Here is a 19,923-nt window from a genome sequence, read left to right on the forward strand (position 1 = left end):
TGAAAAACGCCATCTTCAGCGAGCCCAGGTACGCGGCGATATACAGCTCATCGCCCGCCAGCAAACTGTAGTTCGCCAGGTTCAGCACCAGTTGCAGCTTCTGCTCAACGTAGGTGTAGATCTCGGTGTACGGCGGTATCGCCACATCGGCTTCGGCAAAGCTGATTTTCAATACGATGAAAAACGGCAGTGCGAAAAACAGGAACAGCCACAGGAAAGGAATCCCAATGACCACCTGCTTGCCACTGGGGATTATGCGATCCAAGCGCCGCTTGAACTTCTTCATATTCATGAGCGAAGTACCACGCCGCTGTCGTCTTCCCACCACACGTACACCTGATCACCCCAGGTTGGGCGCTGGCCACGGCGTTCGGCGTTGGCGACAAAGGACTGCACCAGCTTGCCGCTCGGCAATTCCACGTAGAACACCGAGTGGCCGCCCAGGTAGGCGATGTCATGCACCTTGCCGCTGGACCAGTTGTGTTCGCAGGTCGGCATTTCAGTGGTGACCAGCAGCTTTTCCGGGCGGATGGCGTAAGTCACCGACTTGTCTTCCACCGAGGTAGCGATGCCGTAGCCCACGTAGATGTCGCGGTCCAGGTCCGTGCACTTGAGCACCGCGTGGCCTTCGGCGTCGTCCACCACTTGGGTGTCGAAGATGTTCACGTTGCCGATGAACTCACACACCAGGCGGCTGGTAGGCGTTTCGTAGATGTCGATCGGGCTGCCGATCTGGGCGATCCAGCCCAGGTGCATGATCGCGATGCGCTCGGCCATGGTCATGGCCTCTTCCTGGTCGTGAGTCACCATCACGCAGGTCACGCCCACGCGCTCGATGATTTCTACCAGTTCCAGCTGCATCTGCGAACGCAATTTTTTGTCGAGCGCACCCATTGGCTCATCGAGCAACAGCAGTTTCGGACGCTTGGCCAGGGAGCGCGCCAAGGCCACACGCTGACGCTGGCCACCGGACAGTTGGTGCGGCTTGCGCTTGGCGTACTGGCTCATCTGCACCAGCTTGAGCATCTCGGCCACGCGGGCGTCGACCTCAGCCTTGGGGATCTTGTCCTGCTGCAGGCCGAACGCAATATTCTGCGCCACGGTCATGTGCGGGAACAAGGCGTAGGACTGGAACATCATGTTGATCGGCCGCTCGTAGGGCGGCATGTCGGTGATGTCCACACCGTCGAGGTAAATGCGGCCTTCCGTTGGGCGCTCGAAGCCTGCGAGCATGCGCAGCAAGGTGGATTTGCCCGAACCCGAACCGCCGAGCAAGGCGAAGATCTCGCCTTTCTTGATTTCCAGGGACACATCGTCCACAGCAATCGTCTCGTCGAATTTTTTCGTGACCCGGTCGATTTTGACCAACACCTTTTTCGGTGTCTGGTCGCCCTCGAGGGCTTTCTTATAGGCGCCGGAGGCAACTGCCATTTACGAAACTCCCAACAAAATTTGAGGTTCGCCCAATACGGGCGACACCTTGGATAGTTTGAGCTTTAAGCCTTACTTGCCCGTCTTGACCTTGGTCCAGCTACGGGTCATTAAACGCTGCACGTTCGGGGGTAACTCGAAGTTGACAAACGTCCGGTCGAGAACCGCCTGCGGTGGGTAAACCGCTGCGTCGGTGCGTATCGATTGCTCCATCAGTTTGTCCGCCCCTGGGTTAGGGTTGGCGTAACCGACGTAATCACTGACCTGAGCGATCACCTCAGGTTGCAGTAAATAGTTGATGTAGGCGTGAGCCTCTTTAACGTTGGTTGCGTCCGCCGGGATCGCCAGCACGTCAAACCACAAATTGCCGCCTTCTTTCGGAATCGTGTAGGCGATCTTCACACCCTTGCCTGCCTCGGCCGCACGGGCCTTGGCCTGGAATACATCACCGGAGAAGCCGGCCGCCACGCAGATGTTGCCGTTGGCCAGGTCCGAGATGTACTTGGACGAGTGGAAGTAAGTCACGTAAGGACGCACTTTCAGCAGTTTCTCTTCGGCCTTTTTGTAGTCAGCCGGGTTTGTGCTGTTGGGGTTCAGGCCCATGTAGTTGAGCACCGCCGGCAGCATTTCATCCGCCGAGTCCATGAACGAGACGCCACAAGTCGCCAGCTTCTTCATGTTCTGCGGCTCGAACAGCACGGCCCAGGAATCGATATGGTCAACGCCCAGCACTTCTTTGACTTTGTCGACGTTGTAACCAATGCCGTTGGTGCCCCACAGATACGGCACGGCGTACTGATTACCCGGGTCGTTCTTCTCCAGGCGCTTGAGCAGCACCGGGTCAAGGTTGGAGTAATGAGTCAGCAATGACTTGTCGAGCTTCTGGAACGCCCCGGCCTTGATCTGTTTACCGAGGAAGTGATTCGACGGCACGACCACGTCGTAACCCGTACGCCCGGCGAGCAACTTGCCTTCCAGGGTTTCGTTGGAATCAAACACGTCGTACACAGGCTTGATGCCGCTGGCCTTTTCGAAGTTGGCTAAGGTGTCCGGGCCGATGTAGTCCGACCAGTTATAAATATGCACAGTCGGTGCGGCCTGCACGCTGACAGCCAGCGTGATCCCTGCACCCACCAGCACGGCTTTACGAAATAAAGAAATTGGCAAGTGGAGGTCCTCTTAAATAGTTGGGCCAAAAGTTGTTGCCCGGCAACAAAACCGGCGCGCAACTTACCCTCGATAAACCGATCCGGCAAAGCTTTCTGTCATTTAATGTGTGGGAGCGGCGGTTCGCCGCCCCCACAGGTATCAAGGCTTATTTGCCCGATTTGATTTTGGTCCAGCTGCGTGTCATTTCACGCTGAGTTCCAGCCGGCAAGTCAGCAATGGCGTAGAGCTTGGCTTGCACATCCGCTGGCGGGTAAATGCCCGGGTCGCTGGTGATGTCTTTATCGACCAGTGCGGTGGCTTTCTCGTTACCGTTCGGGAACCGTACGCTGTTGGTGATCGCCGCCATTACTTTTGGCTGCAGCAGGTAGTTCATGAACGTGTAGGCAGCATCGACGTTTTCGGCATCCTTAGGGATGGCGACCATATCGTAGAAGCTACCGGCGCCCTCTTTCGGAATGTCGTAGGCAATCTTGACCTTGCCACCGGCTTCAGCCGCGCGGGACTTGGCCTGCTGGATGTCACCCGAATAACCCACGGCGACGCAGATGTTGCCGTTGGCCAAGTCCGAGATGTACTTGGACGAGTGGAAGTAGCCGATCGATGGGCGCAGCTTGAGGAACAGGTCTTCGGCTTGTTTCAGGTCAGCCTTCTTCTGGGTGTCGGTCGGCAAGCCCAGGTAATGCAGGGCCACCGGCAGCATTTCGGTTGGCGAGTCGAGGAAGCTCACGCCACAGCTTTTCAGCTTGGCGATGTTTTCCGGTTTCATCAGTACGTCCCAGGAATCAATTTTGTCCACGCCCAGCGCAGCCTTGACCTTCTCCGGGTTGTAGCCGATGCCGATCGAGCCCCACATGTACGGGAAGGCGTGCTTGTTGTCCGGGTCGCTGACCGACACGGCTTTAAGCAGGGATTTGTTCAGGTTGTCGTAGTTGGGCAGCTTGGACTTGTCCAACTCCTGATAGACACCGGCCTTGATCTGCTTGGCGAGGAAGTTGTTCGACGGCACGACGATGTCGTAACCGGACTTGCCTGCCAGCAACTTGGCTTCGAGGGTCTCGTTGCTGTCGAAAACGTCGTACACCACTTTAATGCCCGACTCTTTTTCAAAGTTGGCGATGGTGTCCGGTGCAATGTAGTCGGACCAGTTGTAGATGTGCAGCACTTTATTGTCTGCCTGGGCCGCGCCCGCCATTGCGCCCATCAGGGACAAGGCGAGGAGGGTCTTGCCAGCGTTCTTCAAACCTAATGCCTTCATTTGGTGATGCTCCAATTTTTTCTTTTTTGGGCCACGTTCTTTAGTCGTCTCACGACCCTTCCAAAGGGCAACAAAACACGGCGACAGTCTGGCAAGTTCAGGGGCCGGCTTTCAACCAAAGCCCCCTTTTTTACTGCGTTTTTGTAACTGCCCAGACGCAGCGCCCGAAGCCGCAGCGCACTGAGCCTAGCACTTAGCCTTGCAATGCCGCCAAAGTCAGGTCCAGGCACTGGCGAGCCTTGGTCACCAGTTCGTCGATTTCCGCCTTGCTGATCACCAGCGGAGGCGAAATGATCATGGTGTCGCCCACGGCGCGCATGATCAGGCCATTCTCGAAGCAGAACGTGCGGCAGATCATGCCCACACCACGGCCTTCGTAACGTTTGCGCGTGGCCTTGTCCTGCACCAGCTCAATCGCCCCGAGCATGCCGACACCGCGAACTTCACCCACCAACGGGTGATCAGCCAGTTCCCTCAGACGTTTCTGCAAATACGGTGCCGTTTCTTCGTGCACACGGTTAACGATTTTTTCATCGCGCAGAATCCGGATGTTTTCCAGGGCTACCGCTGCCGCCACCGGGTGACCGGAATAGGTGAAGCCGTGGTTGAAATCACCGCCTTCATTAAGCACGGCAACCACGTCGTCGTGCACGATCAGGCCGCCCATGGGGATGTAACCCGAGGTCAGGCCCTTGGCGATGGTCATCATGTGTGGCTTGAGGCCGTAGAAGTCGCTACCGAACCACTCACCGGTACGGCCGAAACCGCAGATCACTTCATCGGCGACGAACAGGATGTCGTACTTGGCGAGGATTTCCTTAATGCGCGGCCAGTAGGTTTCTGGCGGCACGATCACGCCGCCGGCACCCTGGATCGGCTCGGCAATAAAAGCTCCGACGTTGTCCACGCCCAGTTCCAGAATCTTCTCTTCCAGCTGGTTGGCCGCCCAGATCCCGAATTCCTCAGGGCTCATGTCGCCACCTTCGCCATACCAATACGGCTGGGCGATGTGGGTGATCCCCGGAATCGGCAAGTCGCCCTGCTCATGCATATACGTCATGCCGCCCAAGCTGGCGCCGGCCACGGTGGAGCCGTGGTAGCCATTCTTGCGGCTGATGATGGTTTTTTTGTTCGGCTGACCTTTGATCGCCCAGTAATGGCGGACCATGCGCAACATCGTGTCGTTGCCTTCCGAACCGGAACCCGTGAAGAACACATGGTTCATGCCAGCCGGCGCGATCTCGGAGATGACCTTGGCCAGCTCCAGCACCGGCGGGTGCGCGGTCTGGAAGAACAGGTTGTAGTACGGCAATTCTTTCATTTGCTTGGCGGCGGCATCAGCCAGTTCATCGCGACCGTAACCGATCGCCACGCACCACAGCCCGGCCATGCCGTCGAGGATCTTGTTGCCTTCGCTGTCCCACAGGTAAACGCCGTGGGCTTTGGTGATGATCCGTGGGCCTTTCACTTTCAATTGCTTGAAGTCGCTGAACGGCGCCAGGTGGTGATCATTGCTCAAGGCTTGCCATTCACGGGTTTGCGGGTTGTTGCTGGACATACCAATCTCCTAGACTTTTTCGGGTGAGGGCGCGCCTGGAGGGCGTGATCCCCGTAAATGACGGCCGTCATTTACGGGGATCACGCCCTCCTACGACGCGCCCGACGCATCAGACGGCGAAGAGCAGGAATTCCCGCTCCCACGAACTGATCACGCGCTTGAAGTTTTCATGCTCGGCCCGCTTGACCGCGACGTAGCCTGTGATGAATTTTTGACCCAGATATTTTTCGATGGTCTTGCTGTTTTCCATACGCTCCAGGGCGTCTTCGATGGTCAGCGGCAGGCGCAGGTTGCGGCGCTCGTAACCTCGGCCCACCACGGGCGCGCTCGGGTTATGGCCTTCGACCATACCGATGTAGCCACACAGCAGGCTGGCGGCAATCGCCAGGTACGGATTGGCGTCGGCGCCCGGCAGGCGGTTTTCCACGCGGCGGTTCTGCGGGCCGGCATCCGGTACGCGCAGGCCGACGGTGCGATTTTCTTCGCCCCACTCCACGTTCACCGGCGCCGAGGTGTCGGGCAGGAAGCGGCGGAACGAGTTCACGTTAGGGGCAAACAGCGGCAGCAATTCGGGGATGAACTTCTGCAGGCCACCAATGTGGTTAAGGAACAGCTGGCTCATGGTCCCGTCTTCATTAGAGAAGACGTTCTTGCCAGTGGCGATGTCGATGATGCTCTGGTGCAAGTGCATCGCGCTGCCAGGCTCGCCGGTCATCGGCTTGGCCATGAAGGTGGCGGCCACGTTGTGCTTGAGCGCGGCTTCACGCATGGTGCGCTTGAACACCAGGATCTGGTCGGCCAGCGACAGCGCGTCGCCGTGACGGAAGTTGATTTCCATCTGCGCCGTGCCGTCCTCGTGGATCAGCGTGTCAAGGTCCAACTCCTGCAGTTCGCACCAGTCGTAGACGTCTTCGAACAAGGGGTCGAATTCGTTGGCGGCTTCTATAGAGAAGGACTGGCGACCGGTCTCCGGGCGACCGGAACGGCCAATCGGTGGCTGCAGCGGGAAGTCCGGGTCTTCGCAGCGCTTGGTCAGGTAAAACTCCATCTCCGGCGCCACGATGGGCTGCCAGCCCTTATCGGAATAGAGTTTCAGCACCTTCTTGAGCACGTTGCGCGGCGACAGCTCAATCGGGTTGCCTTGCTTGTCGTAGGTGTCGTGGATCACCTGAGCGGTGGGCTCGATGGCCCAAGGCACCAGGAACACAGCGTTCTGGTCGGGACGGCAGATCATGTCGATGTCGGCCGGGTCGAGCAATTCGTAATAGATGTCGTCTTCGACGTAGTCGCCGGTCACGGTCTGCAACAAAACACTCTCGGGCAGGCGCATGCCTTTTTCGGCGATGAACTTGTTGGTCGGCGAGATCTTGCCCCGGGTAATGCCGGTGAGGTCGCCAATCATGCATTCGACTTCTGTGATCTTGTGGTCTTTCAACCAATCGGTGAGCTGGTCGAGGTTGTTACTCATAAATGCCTCTGGGCTGGGTTTCCTGACATCCATTAAAGGTCAGGCGTTGGTTGACGCAGCATCCGCGTCGTCTTGTCGTTCAGGGTAGGAGCTTACCTGCCATTTGCTGCAGCGTTGCATTCCTCAGGCCAAAGTCGTGCAGAATCATGAGCGCCACCCTGGACGGGAGCCGCTCAGAGGCAGGCACGAGATAAACGAGGAGGCAAAAAAGAGGTCGCCCAAGGCGTCAAGAATATTGGCCGGAGCGCGGTCATTGACGAGGGAAAATTGGACGGGTGACAAGACTTGTCTGAAGCAGGTGGAAACGCCGAGTAGCGGCAGGCGAGACATGAAGCACCCCGGTATTATTGCTGTTATGGGTTTGAATCGAGCTTAGCCTTGTTCATTTTTTTACACAACACCCCCGTAAAAAATACAACACGGCCCGCTCAAGCCTGCTAGTCCCAAGCCCTTCAACTCCAAAAAAACGCCCCAGAAAGCCCCAAAAAAGGCCTAAAGGCGCTTTTTTAGGGCAAAAAAGCCCTCGCTTGACTTCGGCATGCCGTTCGGGTTGACTGAAACCAGAAAAGATCAATGATTGATATTTTTAACAACAAAGGTGTTGCATCATGTCGGTACCCCCGCGTGCCGTTCAGCTTAACGAAGCGAACGCGTTCCTTAAGGATCATCCTGAGGTTCTGTACGTAGACCTTCTAATTGCGGATATGAATGGTGTGGTGCGCGGCAAGCGCATCGAACGCACCAGCCTCCACAAGGTTTACGAGAAGGGCATTAACCTGCCTGCCTCTTTATTTGCCCTGGATATCAACGGCTCGACGGTGGAAAGCACCGGCCTGGGTCTGGACATCGGTGATGCTGACCGAATCTGTTATCCGATCCCTGACACTCTGTGCAATGAACCCTGGCAAAAGCGCCCAACCGCGCAATTGCTGATGACCATGCACGAACTTGAAGGTGAACCTTTCTTCGCCGATCCTCGCGAAGTGCTCCGCCAAGTTGTCAGCAAATTTGACGACCTCGGTCTCACCATTTGCGCCGCCTTCGAGCTTGAGTTCTACCTGATCGACCAGGAGAACGTGAACGGCCGCCCACAACCGCCCCGCTCGCCGATCTCCGGCAAACGCCCGCACTCGACACAGGTCTACCTGATCGACGACCTCGACGAATACGTCGACTGCCTCCAGGACATTCTGGAAGGGGCCAAAGAGCAAGGCATCCCGGCCGACGCCATCGTCAAGGAAAGCGCCCCGGCGCAGTTCGAAGTGAACCTGCACCACGTGGCCGACCCGATCAAGGCCTGCGACTACGCCGTACTGCTCAAGCGCCTGATCAAGAACATCGCCTACGACCATGAGATGGACACCACCTTCATGGCCAAGCCTTACCCAGGCCAGGCAGGCAACGGTTTGCACGTGCACATTTCGATCTTGGACAAGGACGGCAAGAACATCTTTGCCAGCGAGGATCCCGAGCAGAACGCCGCATTGCGTCACGCGATCGGCGGTGTGCTCGAGACCCTACCCGCCCAAATGGCGTTCCTGTGCCCTAACGTCAACTCCTACCGCCGTTTCGGCGCACAGTTCTACGTGCCGAACTCGCCGTGCTGGGGCCTGGATAACCGCACTGTGGCGATCCGCGTACCGACCGGCTCGTCCGACGCCGTGCGTATCGAACACCGCGTGGCCGGCGCCGACGCCAACCCTTACCTGCTGATGGCTTCGGTCCTGGCAGGCGTGCACCACGGTCTGACCAACAAGATCGAACCTGGCGCACCGGTGGAAGGCAACAGCTACGAGCAGAACGAACAAAGCCTGCCAAACAACCTGCGCGATGCATTGCGCGAGTTGGACGACAGCGAGGTGATGGCCAAGTACATCGATCCTAAGTACATCGATATCTTCGTCGCCTGTAAGGAAAGTGAGCTGGAAGAGTTCGAACACTCCATCTCCGACCTTGAGTACAACTGGTACCTGCATACCGTGTAAGCGGTCGCTGCAATAAAAGAATGCCGCAGGCTTTAGGGCCTGCGGCTTTTTTTATGGGGTTCGTCAGGCAGACCGCGGTGGCTTTATCGCAGGCAAGCCAGCTCTTACACTTGAGTGTATTCACAAATCAAAAAGGTGGGAGCGGGCTTGCCCGCGATGGCGGCCCGGCAGACAACACCCCTTCCTGCTCATACAATGCCCGCTGCCTTGTAGGAGACTTCCATGACAACCCGCCCCGCCGCCCCTCGCAAACCCCGCGCCCGCAGCCAGGCCCGGATCGAGGCGATCCTCGACGCCGCCCGCACCTTGCTGGCGACCGAAGGCGTGGCCAGTTTGTCGATCTACAGCGTGGCCGAGCGCGCGCAGATTCCACCGTCATCGGTGTACCACTTCTTTGCCAGTGTGCCAGCGTTGCTGGAAGCGTTGACCGCCGATGTGCACGCCGCGTTCCGCGCCGCGATTCAGGCGCCCATCGAGCATGATTCACTCAAGCACTGGCGCGACCTGTCCTACATCGTCGAGCAGCGCATGCTCATCATCTACAGCAACGACGCCGCCGCACGGCAGTTGATCCTGGCGCAGCACGGGCTGACCGAAGTGACCCAGGCGGACCGTCAGCATGATCTGGAATTGGGCGATTTGATGCTCGAAGTCTTCAACCGCCACTTCGAGGTGCCGACCTTGCCTGAAGAGGTGGGCGTGTTTGCCCTAGCGCTGGAGTTGAGCGACCGCGTGTATGCGCGCTCGGTGCATCAGCATGGGCAGATTACCCCGCGCATGGCGGAGGAAGGGATGCGGGTGTTTGATGCGTATGTGGGGCTTTATTTGCCGGCGTATTTGCCTAAGCGGGTGGTGGCTGCCTGAGTCGCGTATTGCCTGGGCGGGCGTCATCGCGGGCAAGCTCGCCCCCACATTTTGAGCGGTGAATACCTTCAAGTGTGGGAGCACGCTTGCCTGCGATAGCGATTTCAAGGTGGGCAATCACAACTTGGCGATCGACACCTCGGTGGACTTAACGAAGGCAATCACTTCGCTGCCAATCACCAGTTCCAGCTCTTTGACCGAGCGAGTGGTGATCACAGACGTCACGATGCCGGACGCCGTCTGCACGTCGATTTCCGACAACACGTCGCCTTCGACGATTTCCTTGATGGTGCCCTTGAACTGGTTACGCACATTGATCGCTTTAATCGTCATGGTGTTCTTCCTTTGTAGGACAAGTGAGTTATTGAGCCCAACGCAATTGCGTAGGCAGCGGTGAAACAGGTTCAGGTTCAGGCGGCGAGCCTGGCAACGACAGCACACGGTTGAGCACTTCGGCTTCCAGCGCGGCCAGGCGATGTGAGCCCCGAGCACGTGGGCGCGGCAGGTCGACGATCAGGTCGAGGCCGATTTCGCCGTCTTCGATCAGGATCACGCGGTCGGCAATGGCTACCGCTTCGCTGACGTCGTGAGTGACCAGCAACACCGTGAAACCGTGTTTCTGCCAAAGGTTTTCGATCAGTTGCTGCATCTCGATGCGGGTCAGGGCATCCAACGCGCCCAGCGGCTCATCCAGCAACAACAAGCGCGGTTGGTGGATCAGCGCACGCGCCAGGGCCACGCGCTGCTTCTGGCCACCGGACAACGCCGCAGGCCACTCATTCGCGCGTTCGGCCAGGCCGACCGCTTCCAGGGCTTCCAAAGCCTTGGGCCGCCAGTTGCCTTTGAGCCCCAGGCCCACGTTGTCGATGATCTTTTTCCACGGCAGCAAGCGCGCTTCCTGGAACATCAACCGCGTGTCTTCAATCGCCTCGGCGAGCGGCGCGGAACCGGCCAACAGCTCGCCGCCACTGGCTTTGTCCAAACCGGCCAGCAGGCGCAGCAAGGTACTTTTACCGCAGCCACTGCGACCGACGACAGCCACGAATTGACCGGCCGGAATATGCAGGTCGATGTCCTTGAGGACTTCCCGCGCTCCAAAGGCTTTGCGCAATTTACGCACTGCCAGCGGGATGCCCTTGAGCAGGCGCGGAGGTTGTTGAGCAGTCATGCCGCACCTCCTTTATTCACTTGGTAAGCCGGGTGCCAGCGCAGCCACACACGCTCCAGGCCGCGAGCGGCGAGGTCGGCCAGCTTGCCAAGGATGGCGTACATGACGATGGCCAGTACCACCACGTCGGTTTGCAGGAATTCGCGGGCATTCATCGCCAGGTAACCAATACCGGAGCTGGCCGAGATGGTTTCCGCTACGATCAGCGTCAGCCACATAAAGCCCAGGGCAAAGCGCACGCCCACCAGGATCGACGGCAGCGCGCCCGGCAGGATCACCTGACGGAACAGGCTGAAACCGGACAAGCCGTAGCTGCGCGACATTTCCACCAGCGCCGGGTCGACGTTGCGGATACCGTGATAGGTGTTCAGGTAAATCGGGAACAGTGTGCCGAGGGCGACCAGGAAAATCTTCGCGGTTTCGTCAATGCCGAACCACAGGATCACCAGTGGGATCAGCGCCAGGTGCGGCACGTTGCGGATCATCTGCACCGAGCTGTCCAGCAGGCGCTCGCCCCATTTCGACAGGCCGGTGATACAGCCCAAGGCCAAACCGATGCTGCCACCGATCACAAAACCCAGGCCCGCACGCCAGCCGCTGATGGCCAGGTGTTTCCAGATTTCCCCCGTACGAACCAAGTTGACTCCGGCTTCGATCACCGCGCTCGGCGCCGGCAGGATACGGGTCGACAACCAGCCCGCCGACACCGACAACTGCCACACCGCCAACAACAGGATCGGCAGCGCCCACGGCGCGATGCGATGGCTTAATTTTTCAAAGTTCATGACGACGCCTCAGCTCTGCGACGCCGCTTTGGGAAGGATGTCGTTGGCGACCATTTCGCCGAACGGGCTGACGTAACCGGCGCTTTTCGGCAGCTCGGGACGTTCGATATCCAAGTGCGGGAACAACAGCTCAGCGACCCGATACGACTCTTCCAAGTGCGGATAACCGGAGAAAATGAAGGTGTCGATGCCCAACGCAGCGTATTCATTGACGCGTGCAGCAACAGTTGCGCCATCGCCCACCAGCGCGGTGCCGGCACCGCCACGCACCAGACCGACGCCGGCCCACAGGTTGGGGCTGACTTCGAGGTTGTCGCGGTTGCCGCCGTGCAAGGCGGCCATGCGCTGTTGGCCGACGGAATCGAAGCGCGCCAGAGATGCCTGGGCGCGGGCGATGGTCTCGTCGTCCAGGTGGGAGATCAGTTTGTCGGCGGCTTTCCACGCTTCATCGTTGGTTTCGCGCACGATCACATGCAGGCGAATGCCGAAGCGTACAGTGCGCCCGAGCTTTGCGGCCTTGGCGCGCACTTGTTCAATTTTTTCCGCGACAGCGGCGGGTGGCTCGCCCCAGGTCAGGACCATTTCCACTTGTTCGGCTGCCAGGTCCTGGGCCGCTTCGGAGGAGCCGCCGAAGTACAACGGCGGACGCGGTTGCTGGATCGGCGGGTAGAGCAATTTGGCGCCTTTGACGCTGATGTGCTCACCGTCGTAATCCACGGTTTCGCCTTCGAGCACACGCCGCCAGATGCGCGTGAACTCTACTGAGGCCTGATAGCGCTCTTCGTGGCTGAGGAACAAACCGTCGCCGGCCAGCTCTTCCGGGTCACCACCGGTGACCAAGTTGAACAACGCACGGCCGCCGGACAAGCGGTCCAAGGTCGCCGCCTGGCGCGCAGCCACCGTCGGGGAAATGATCCCGGGGCGCAGTGCGACAAGGAATTTCAAACGCTGGGTCACCGGGATCAGCGAGGCAGCCACCAGCCACGAGTCTTCGCAGGAGCGGCCGGTCGGAATCAGCACCCCGCCGAAGCCAAGCCGATCAGCGGCCTGGGCTACTTGCTGCAGATAGCCGTGATCAACGGCGCGGGCGCCTTCGGCGGTGCCAAGGTAATGGCCGTCGCCGTGGGTAGGCAGGAACCAAAAAATATTGAGGCTCATGGCGTTGTCTCCTGAATAAATCGGCTTACGGCGCGGTGGCGACGGCGGCGGTTGGCGTCCAGATCACGTCCTTGATGCTCAAGGGTTTGGGGATCAATTTGAGCAGGTAGAAGCTGTCGGCGATTTTCTGCTGGGCGGCGACCACTTCCGGGGTCAGGAACAGCGCCCCATAGCCTTGGCGTTTCACCGAGGTCAGGGTGATGTCAGCCGGCAAGCCAAGCAGCGGGGCGACTTGTTCGGTGACTTCTTGCGGGTTGGCCTTGGACCACTCGCCCACCGCGCGCACCTCTTCCACCAGCGCCTTGATCACTTCCGGGTGCTGCGTGGCGTACGGCTTGGTGGCCAGGTAGAACTGGTGGTTGTCGGCAATGCCGGTGCCATCACGCAGGGTGCGCGCTTGCAGCTGTTTCTCGGCGGCGGCCTGGTACGGGTCCCAGATCACCCAGGCGTCTACGCTGCCACGCTCGAATGCAGCGCGGGCATCGGCGGGCGGCAGGAACACGGTGTGTACGTCGGTGTATTTCAGGCCAGCATCTTCCAGCGCACGTACCAGCAGGTAGTGCACGTTGGAGCCTTTGTTGAGCACGACTTTCTTGCCCTTGAGCTCGGCCACGGATTTGATCGGCGAATCTTTCGGCACCAGAATCGCCTCACTGGTTGGCGCTGGCGGTTCGTAGGCGACGTAGAGCAGATCGGCACCGGCCGCCTGGGCGAACACCGGCGGGGTTTCGCCGGTGACGCCGAAGTCGATGGAGCCGACGTTAAGGCCTTCGAGCAGTTGCGGGCCGCCGGGGAATTCAGTCCATTGCACCTGCACGCCCTGGGCGGCCAGGCGTTTTTCCAGCGTGCCCTTGGCCTTGAGCAGCACCAGCGTGCCGTACTTCTGATAACCGATCCGCAGGGTTTCGGCGGCCTGGGCTTGAATAATGGCGCCGAAGGACACAGCCGCAGCAAACAGTGCGACCAGACCACGACGCAAGATGACAGTGCGCATGGCGCTCTCTCCAAAAATGCGATTAGGGGGTTGGCTGCACCTGCTTGGCCGTTGGCGGCTGAGTAAGGTGAGTACTACAAAATCCGGTAAGGCTTAAATGCTCCAGCGAGCACTCAACAAACGTTCATTCAACGCATTGGGGTCCAGCGGTTTGGGGCGACGTGCCATGGCGCCGTAGAGCGTTTCCAGCGCCTCGTGCAAACGCTGTTCAAGCACCGGCACCAACTGCGCCTGGGCACTGCCTTCGGCGTAGGCGATCTGGCTGTCTTCGGCAAAGATGCCGTGCAGCAATTCCTGGGCCTTCAGTGCCGACAACACCGGCTTCAAGGCGTAATCCACCGCCAGCATGTGCGCGATGCTGCCACCGGTGGCCATCGGCAACACGATCTTGTGGGCCAGGGCGCGCTCGGGCAGCAGATCCAGTACGGTTTTAAGCGCACCGGAGAACGAGGCCTTGTACACCGGCGTGGCCATCACCAGGCCGTCGGCGTTGGCCACTTGTTGCAGCAGGTCGATGACTTTTGGGCTGTCGAAGCGCGCGTGCAGCAAGTCTTCGGCCGGGAAGTCGCGTATCTGATAACTCACCACTTCCACGCCTTTGTCTTGCAGCCACTGACGGGTTTTTTCCAGCAAGACCCCAGAGCGGGAACGCTGGCTGGGACTGCCTCCAAGTGTTACGACCAGCATGTAGGAAACTCCTTGAGCAAGTGTCGGCGGTTCGCTGTGTGGCGATGGCGCCAAGATGGGACAAACCTTAGCAGCAGATTTATATATCTATAAATCTTATTTTTTCATTTATTTATTCCATAAAAATATATGAAATTTATAAAGCTCAGGACGAAAAAAAGGCCGTCGAAACGGCCTGAAACCCCCTGCTAGATGAGACGGTTTACACCTTGATCCAGCATCAGCCTGGAGTCCGCCATCGCGGGCAAGCCCGGCTCCTACAGGGGAATACGGTAAACGGTGGGAGCCGGGCTTGCCCGCGATGGCGGTCTCAGCCTTAGCGGTTAGGTTGTGGGGTCAGCCGCAGGTACGGCTTTACCGCACGGTAGCCCTTCGGAAAGCGTTTTTTGATCTCTTCCTCGTCCTTGAGCGACGGCACGATCACCACTTCATCACCGTCCTGCCAGTTGGCGGGGGTGGCGACCTTGTGGGTGTCGGTCAGCTGCAGCGAGTCGATAACCCGCAGGATTTCGTGGAAGTTGCGGCCGGTGCTGGCCGGGTAGGTGATCGTCAGGCGAATCTTCTTGTTCGGGTCGATCACGAACAACGAACGCACGGTGAGGGTGTCGCTGGCGTTTGGGTGGATCAGGTCGTAGAGGTCCGAAACCTTGCGATCGGCATCCGCCAGAATCGGAAAGTTGACGACGGTGTTCTGGGTTTCGTTGATGTCTTCGATCCACTTGTGGTGAGAGTCCACCGGGTCTACCGACAAGGCAATCGCCTTGACGCCGCGCTTGGCGAATTCGTCCTTGAGCTTGGCGGTAAAGCCCAGCTCTGTGGTGCACACCGGGGTGAAGTCCGCCGGATGGGAAAACAGCACGCCCCAGCTATCGCCCAGCCATTCGTGGAAGCGGATCTTGCCGGCGCTGGAATCCTGCTCGAAGTCGGGGGCGATGTCGCCCAGTCTTAGGCTCATGGTGTGGCTCCTGGTGAGTGCTTATGGAGCCCACTGTGCATGGGTTGATGATTATTTAAAAAGAATAAATATCAATTTATTTAGACGATAACCGAATATTAAAAATCTGTTCATTGGACTTCTCTACTCGCGAGTATCAACATCCACTCCAAGGTTCGAGAAGGCCTTGAAACGCTGTACAAAGAGGAACTCAGGAAGGGCTTGCGGGGGTTGAGCCCGACTTGAGAAAGCGAAAAAAAACCTCGCGCAAGCGCGAGGTTTTTCAACAACTTACCTTGGTGTTACAGGAAGCTATAGGTGTAGTTGAAGATCAGACGAGTCTGATCCTGGTCCTGGATACCAGTACCGCTGCCACGATAAGCACCGTGACGCAGTGTGGTACCGAAGCCCTTCAGCGCACCTTGCTGAATGGTGTAGTCGATACGCATATCGCGTTCCCACTCGGACTGATCACTGCCGCCGTTTTTGGCTTTGATGTTGTCACCATGCAGGTAGGCAATCGAGGTTTTCAGACCCGGAACACCAAGCGCAGCAAAGTCATACGAGTATTGGCCGAAGGTGGTATTTTCACCGGCGCGGACAAAGGAGTTGATCATGCTGTCGGTGAACAGATAGAAGCTCGAGCCGCCGGCACCTTCGTTACGTCCATTACCGTCTACAACGCTACCCTGGTTCAGCCAAACAAAACCACCGTCATCGTTGACGCGCTGATGGCCGAGCAGGAAGGCATTGCCACCCAAGGTGTAGGTGAACATGGCGCTCCAGGTCTTGTTATCAACCTCGCCATTGTTCTTCGCATAGCCACCGTTGTTGTTGAACGCGTACCCAGTCTTGCCGTTCTTGCCATCAGAACTGCTGTCGAAGTAGCGCAAGTCAGTCTTGAACGACTGCCCCTCGGTGATCGGGTAAACGTGCACCAGACCGAGGAATTGTTGCTTGTAGTAATCTTCCAGGTTCGCGTAGTAGTACTGCAGGGTCAGGTCTTTAGTGACCTTCCAGTCAGCGCCACCAAAACGGAACTGGTTACTGTCTCTCGTACCACCATTGACAGCCAAGCCAGTGCTGTTGCTCGAAGCACGGCCAGTAGCATGCTCAAGTTGACCGGCATTAAAGGTCACATTGTCGATTTCTTTGGAGGTGATAGTGCCGCCTTCAAAGGTTTGTGGCAGCAGACGACCGTCGCTTGCAATGACGACCGGCAAGTTCGGCATCAGAGCACCACCCAGGTGAGCCTCTGTCTTGGAGAAGCGGGCCTTGACGTTGGCACTCGCGCTGCTCCAGCTGCTGACGGCAGACCCATCGGTATCACTTGGAACGAAGGAGTTGCTGTTTGGGTGATGGCCACGACCACCATCCAGGTGAAAACCGACCAGTGCCTGAGCGTCAATACCAAAGCCAACGACGCCTTGAGTAAAACCAGACAGGTAGTTGAACTTCAAGCCTGTGGCTGTTTCGCGCTGATCTGCGCCGCCATCACGCTGGTCGTTATCAAAATACAACGTTCGGGAACTGACGCTTGCCTTGCTGTCTTCGATGAAACCGGCAGCGCCTGCGTGCTGGGCGATTGCGCCCAAAGCAACAGCCAAAGCCAAGGTGGACTTCTTCATGTACCGCTCCTCTCATTTCTAATTTTTGTATTTCTTTGGTCCTGAGTCTGACGCCCTGGATCCACAGATGCGCGATTAGCGCCAGATAGTGACTACCAAGTCAATCGTAACTTTGTACATCTACTACCTTCGTCTAACCGCAGTTGATTTGGTCCCTGCAGGGTAATGAGTTTTTCATACACCCAAAAAGAATTGTTTCATTCTTTTTCATACGATCCAGGAATAAGCTTTTCCATGAAGCGAACCGATCAGCATAGACCCACCGCTCCACAAGCTAATTCCTAAAGGGTATTTACTAGCCTTTTTTTAGATCGATTAGTGTGACTGTACGGTTACATACGTCACCCACGATCAAAAAGGCGACGCCATCATGGCCAAAGGCACATCCTCCCGTCAATTTGTTACAGTTTTTGTGTCACTAATTCTTTCTTTCGGTGTCAAAGCCGCCGATTTGACCATCGGCTACCAAACCGGCATCGACCCCAGCAAAGTCCCTCAGGCCGACGGCCTCTATGAAAAAGCCATCGGCGAGAAGATTGCCTGGCGCCGCTTCAACAGTGGGCCAGAAGTTGTAACCGCGATCGCATCCGGCGATGTTCAAATCGGCAACGTGGGCTCCAGCCCGCTTGCGGCGGCGGCTTCACGCAATCTACCTATATTGGCCTTTATCGTATCGGCACAAATCAATGCTTCTGAAGCGTTGGTGGTGCGCCACGGCAGTGGCATCGACAAACCAGAAGATCTGGTCGGCAAAACCATCGCTACGCCCTTCGTCTCAACATCTCATTACAGCCTGCTCGGCGCGCTGAAGCATTGGGGCCTGGACACCAAGAAAGTCAAAGTGGTGAACCTGCAACCCGCCGAAATTGCCGCCGCCTGGAAACGCGGCGATATCGACGGCGCGTTCGTGTGGTCGCCGGCCCTGGGCGAAATCCGCAAGACCGGAAAAACCCTGACAGACTCGGCCCAGGTGGGTCAGTGGGGTGCACCCACATTCGAAGTGTGGGTGGCGCGTAAGGATTTCGCAGAAGAACATCCTGACGCAGTGGCTAAGTTTGCCAAGGTCACGCTGGACTCTTTCGCCGACTATACTGCCCATAAAGACAGTTGGACGGCGGACTCCGAGCCGGTGCAGAAAATCGCCAAAATGACAGGTTAAAACGCTGCCGATATCCCCCAGCTATTGGCCGGCAGCACATTCCCGGATGTGCAGGCGCAACAAACCGATGCCCTGCTTAAAGGGGCCACGGCGAAAGCGATTGGGGAGACGGCGACGTTTTCGAAGGAGCAGGGGAAGGTTGAGACGGTGTTGCCGGACTACTCGGACTTTGTGACCGACACATTCGTCAGCGAGTAAAGAAGGTCAGATATGGGAGCGGGCTTGCTCCCACATCTGACCTGCTGCGTTTTCGAAGCCGAAGGTTTACAGAGCCTTCTCGAAAATCTTCGAATTACGCTGGTAGTTGTACAACGACGCCCGCGCCGATGGCAGACGATCCACGCTGCTCGGCACAAACCCGCGTTCACGGAACCAGTGGGCGGTTCGGGTGGTGAGGACAAACAAGGTCTTCAAACCTTGGGCCCGGGCGCGGGTCTCGATGCGCGCCAGCAAGACATCACCGCGTGCACCGTGGCGGTACTCCGGGTTGACCGCCAGGCACGCCAGTTCACCCGCATCCGAATCCGCAATTTGATACAGCGCAGCACAGGCGATGATCATGCCTTCGCGTTCAACCACGCTGAACTGCTCGATCTCACGCTCCAGCACTTCTCGCGAGCGCCGCACCAGGATGCCCTGCTCTTCCAGCGGGCTGATCAAGTCAAGCAAGCCGCCGACGTCTTCAATCGCCGCTTCGCGTACCAGTTCGAATTGCTCCTGGGCCACCAGCGTACCGCCGCCGTCGCGAGTGAACAGTTCGGTGAGCAGGGCACCGTCTTCGGCATAGCTGACGATATGGCTGCGCCCTACTCCACCACGGCACGCTTCAGCAGCCGCGTCCAACAGCTCAGCTTGATAGTTATTGCCAAGGCGTTCCAGGTGCGCCGGCACTTGCTGCGGGCGCAACTCGCGGACCAGCCGACCATGCTCGTCGATCAGGCCCAAATCGGCGCCAAACAGCAGCAACTTGTCGGCACCCAGGTCGATGGCGGCGCGAGTGGCGACGTCTTCGCAGGCCAGGTTGAAGATTTCACCGGTAGGTGAATAACCCAACGGCGACAGCAACACAATGGAGCGCTCGTCCAGCAGACGGTTGATGCCCTTGCGGTCGACCCGGCGCACTTCGCCGGTATGGTAGTAATCCACGCCTTCGAGCACACCGATTGGCCGCGCAGTGACCAGGTTGCCACTGGCGACACGCAGACGCGAGCCCTGCATCGGCGAGGAGGCCATGTCCATCGACAGGCGCGCTTCAATAGCAATTCGCAGATGGCCAACCGCGTCGATCACACACTCCAGCGTCGCGGCATCGGTGATGCGCAAGCCTTCGTGGTAAGCCGGGGTGAGGCCGCGCGCTTCAAGACGCGCTTCGATTTGTGGGCGCGAACCGTGGACCAGCACCAGCCGCACACCCAGGCTGTGGAGCAGCACCAGGTCGTGGACGATATTGCCAAAGTTGGGGTGTTCCACACCATCGCCGGGCAGCATGACCACAAAGGTGCAGTCGCGGTGGGCGTTGATGTAAGGCGAAGCGTGACGAAGCCAATTGACGTATTCGGGCATAAAACCTGGGCCTGTAATAAAAAGCAGCCTAAAAAGGATGAATCGTGAAAGCGCACAGCGGGCTGATGGTTATCGTCGGAACAGGCTTGGCGACACGCTCGCTCTCCTTATGTACG

At 58.2% G+C, this 19,923-nt stretch carries 16 protein-coding genes and 2 pseudogenes; 3 read left to right on the plus strand and 15 right to left on the minus strand.

The annotated features are described in order from the left end of the window. From E0F99_RS00005 to E0F99_RS00030, 6 genes and pseudogenes are all read right to left on the minus strand, one after another. Positions 1 to 292, minus strand: a pseudogene (locus E0F99_RS00005) (putrescine ABC transporter permease PotH); the annotation flags it as partial. Further along, positions 289 to 1,431: an ABC transporter ATP-binding protein gene (locus tag E0F99_RS00010; RefSeq protein WP_083356227.1), complete on the minus strand. Its 1,143-nt coding sequence runs from the start codon at positions 1,429 to 1,431 to the stop codon at positions 289 to 291. The pseudogene E0F99_RS00005 and the gene E0F99_RS00010, both read right to left, overlap by 4 nt. A gap of 72 nt (positions 1,432 to 1,503) precedes the next feature. Continuing rightward, a complete protein-coding gene (locus tag E0F99_RS00015; protein ID WP_083356226.1) occupies positions 1,504 to 2,598 on the minus strand; it encodes a polyamine ABC transporter substrate-binding protein in 1,095 nt (364 codons plus the stop codon). Between the two features lie 148 nt (positions 2,599 to 2,746). Then, entirely contained in the window at positions 2,747 to 3,841 is a 1,095-nt protein-coding gene (locus E0F99_RS00020) for a polyamine ABC transporter substrate-binding protein (protein WP_083360345.1), read from the minus strand. A gap of 208 nt (positions 3,842 to 4,049) precedes the next feature. Continuing rightward, complete coding sequence (locus tag E0F99_RS00025) at positions 4,050 to 5,414, minus strand: aspartate aminotransferase family protein (RefSeq protein WP_083356225.1); 1,365 nt, start codon at positions 5,412 to 5,414, stop codon at positions 4,050 to 4,052. A 109-nt stretch (positions 5,415 to 5,523) separates the two neighbouring features. Then, positions 5,524 to 6,882: a glutamine synthetase family protein gene (locus E0F99_RS00030; protein WP_083356224.1), complete on the minus strand. Its 1,359-nt coding sequence runs from the start codon at positions 6,880 to 6,882 to the stop codon at positions 5,524 to 5,526. A 608-nt stretch (positions 6,883 to 7,490) separates the two neighbouring features. Between E0F99_RS00030 and E0F99_RS00040 the strand changes: the two genes are divergently transcribed. Beyond that, the gene (locus tag E0F99_RS00040; protein ID WP_003213894.1) at positions 7,491 to 8,867 is read left to right on the plus strand and encodes a glutamine synthetase family protein; all 1,377 of its coding nucleotides are present in this window, start codon (positions 7,491 to 7,493) and stop codon (positions 8,865 to 8,867) included. A gap of 222 nt (positions 8,868 to 9,089) precedes the next feature. Beyond that, positions 9,090 to 9,731: a TetR/AcrR family transcriptional regulator gene (locus tag E0F99_RS00045; RefSeq protein ID WP_083356223.1), complete on the plus strand. Its 642-nt coding sequence runs from the start codon at positions 9,090 to 9,092 to the stop codon at positions 9,729 to 9,731. A gap of 117 nt (positions 9,732 to 9,848) precedes the next feature. Here the strand turns inward: E0F99_RS00045 and E0F99_RS00050 are convergent, their stop codons facing one another. The 8 genes from E0F99_RS00050 to E0F99_RS00085 form a co-directional block, all read right to left on the minus strand. After that, positions 9,849 to 10,064, minus strand: a complete 216-nt coding sequence (locus E0F99_RS00050; protein ID WP_003213899.1) for a TOBE domain-containing protein — start codon at positions 10,062 to 10,064, stop codon at positions 9,849 to 9,851. 28 nt (positions 10,065 to 10,092) lie between these two features. After that, complete coding sequence (gene ssuB, locus E0F99_RS00055) at positions 10,093 to 10,899, minus strand: aliphatic sulfonates ABC transporter ATP-binding protein (RefSeq protein ID WP_083356222.1); 807 nt, start codon at positions 10,897 to 10,899, stop codon at positions 10,093 to 10,095. Further along, positions 10,896 to 11,684, minus strand: coding sequence for an aliphatic sulfonate ABC transporter permease SsuC (gene ssuC, locus E0F99_RS00060; protein ID WP_083356221.1), 789 nt, complete (start codon positions 11,682 to 11,684; stop codon positions 10,896 to 10,898). Before ssuC ends, ssuB begins: the two co-directional genes overlap by 4 nt. A gap of 9 nt (positions 11,685 to 11,693) precedes the next feature. Beyond that, positions 11,694 to 12,842, minus strand: a complete 1,149-nt coding sequence (gene ssuD / locus E0F99_RS00065) for an FMNH2-dependent alkanesulfonate monooxygenase (protein WP_083356220.1) — start codon at positions 12,840 to 12,842, stop codon at positions 11,694 to 11,696. Positions 12,843 to 12,867: 25 nt separating this feature from the next. Then, positions 12,868 to 13,836: a sulfonate ABC transporter substrate-binding protein gene (locus E0F99_RS00070; RefSeq protein WP_083356219.1), complete on the minus strand. Its 969-nt coding sequence runs from the start codon at positions 13,834 to 13,836 to the stop codon at positions 12,868 to 12,870. A 93-nt stretch (positions 13,837 to 13,929) separates the two neighbouring features. Continuing rightward, positions 13,930 to 14,523, minus strand: coding sequence for an NADPH-dependent FMN reductase (ssuE, locus tag E0F99_RS00075; protein WP_083356218.1), 594 nt, complete (start codon positions 14,521 to 14,523; stop codon positions 13,930 to 13,932). A 316-nt stretch (positions 14,524 to 14,839) separates the two neighbouring features. Further along, positions 14,840 to 15,478: a peroxiredoxin gene (locus tag E0F99_RS00080; RefSeq protein ID WP_083356217.1), complete on the minus strand. Its 639-nt coding sequence runs from the start codon at positions 15,476 to 15,478 to the stop codon at positions 14,840 to 14,842. A gap of 281 nt (positions 15,479 to 15,759) precedes the next feature. Further along, on the minus strand, positions 15,760 to 17,085 hold the full coding sequence (locus E0F99_RS00085) for an OprD family outer membrane porin (protein ID WP_083356216.1): 1,326 nt from the start codon (positions 17,083 to 17,085) through the stop codon (positions 15,760 to 15,762). A 370-nt stretch (positions 17,086 to 17,455) separates the two neighbouring features. Here E0F99_RS00085 and tauA point away from each other — a divergent pair. Beyond that, a pseudogene (gene tauA, locus E0F99_RS00090) lies at positions 17,456 to 18,442 on the plus strand (taurine ABC transporter substrate-binding protein). 66 nt (positions 18,443 to 18,508) lie between these two features. Here the strand turns inward: tauA and argA are convergent. After that, positions 18,509 to 19,807, minus strand: coding sequence for an amino-acid N-acetyltransferase (gene argA / locus E0F99_RS00095; RefSeq protein ID WP_083356215.1), 1,299 nt, complete (start codon positions 19,805 to 19,807; stop codon positions 18,509 to 18,511). Positions 19,808 to 19,923: the final 116 nt, after the last annotated feature.

It is taken from the genome of Pseudomonas antarctica (assembly GCF_900624995.1).
Lineage (GTDB): Bacteria > Pseudomonadota > Gammaproteobacteria > Pseudomonadales > Pseudomonadaceae > Aquipseudomonas > Aquipseudomonas antarctica.

What these genes read in the sequence shown, in the direction of transcription:
- E0F99_RS00010 (WP_083356227.1), bottom strand. Translation starts at nt 1,431, where the DNA reads ATGGCAGTTGCCTCCGGCGCCTATAAGAAAGCCCTCGAGGGCGACCAG.
- E0F99_RS00025 (WP_083356225.1), bottom strand. Translation starts at nt 5,414, where the DNA reads ATGTCCAGCAACAACCCGCAAACCCGTGAATGGCAAGCCTTGAGCAAT.
- E0F99_RS00030 (WP_083356224.1), bottom strand. Translation starts at nt 6,882, where the DNA reads ATGAGTAACAACCTCGACCAGCTCACCGATTGGTTGAAAGACCACAAG.
- E0F99_RS00040 (WP_003213894.1), top strand. Translation starts at nt 7,491, where the DNA reads ATGTCGGTACCCCCGCGTGCCGTTCAGCTTAACGAAGCGAACGCGTTC.
- E0F99_RS00045 (WP_083356223.1), top strand. Translation starts at nt 9,090, where the DNA reads ATGACAACCCGCCCCGCCGCCCCTCGCAAACCCCGCGCCCGCAGCCAG.
- E0F99_RS00050 (WP_003213899.1), bottom strand. Translation starts at nt 10,064, where the DNA reads ATGACGATTAAAGCGATCAATGTGCGTAACCAGTTCAAGGGCACCATC.
- ssuB (WP_083356222.1), bottom strand. Translation starts at nt 10,899, where the DNA reads ATGACTGCTCAACAACCTCCGCGCCTGCTCAAGGGCATCCCGCTGGCA.
- ssuC (WP_083356221.1), bottom strand. Translation starts at nt 11,684, where the DNA reads ATGAACTTTGAAAAATTAAGCCATCGCATCGCGCCGTGGGCGCTGCCG.
- ssuD (WP_083356220.1), bottom strand. Translation starts at nt 12,842, where the DNA reads ATGAGCCTCAATATTTTTTGGTTCCTGCCTACCCACGGCGACGGCCAT.
- E0F99_RS00070 (WP_083356219.1), bottom strand. Translation starts at nt 13,836, where the DNA reads ATGCGCACTGTCATCTTGCGTCGTGGTCTGGTCGCACTGTTTGCTGCG.
- ssuE (WP_083356218.1), bottom strand. Translation starts at nt 14,523, where the DNA reads ATGCTGGTCGTAACACTTGGAGGCAGTCCCAGCCAGCGTTCCCGCTCT.
- E0F99_RS00080 (WP_083356217.1), bottom strand. Translation starts at nt 15,478, where the DNA reads ATGAGCCTAAGACTGGGCGACATCGCCCCCGACTTCGAGCAGGATTCC.
- E0F99_RS00085 (WP_083356216.1), bottom strand. Translation starts at nt 17,085, where the DNA reads ATGAAGAAGTCCACCTTGGCTTTGGCTGTTGCTTTGGGCGCAATCGCC.
- argA (WP_083356215.1), bottom strand. Translation starts at nt 19,807, where the DNA reads ATGCCCGAATACGTCAATTGGCTTCGTCACGCTTCGCCTTACATCAAC.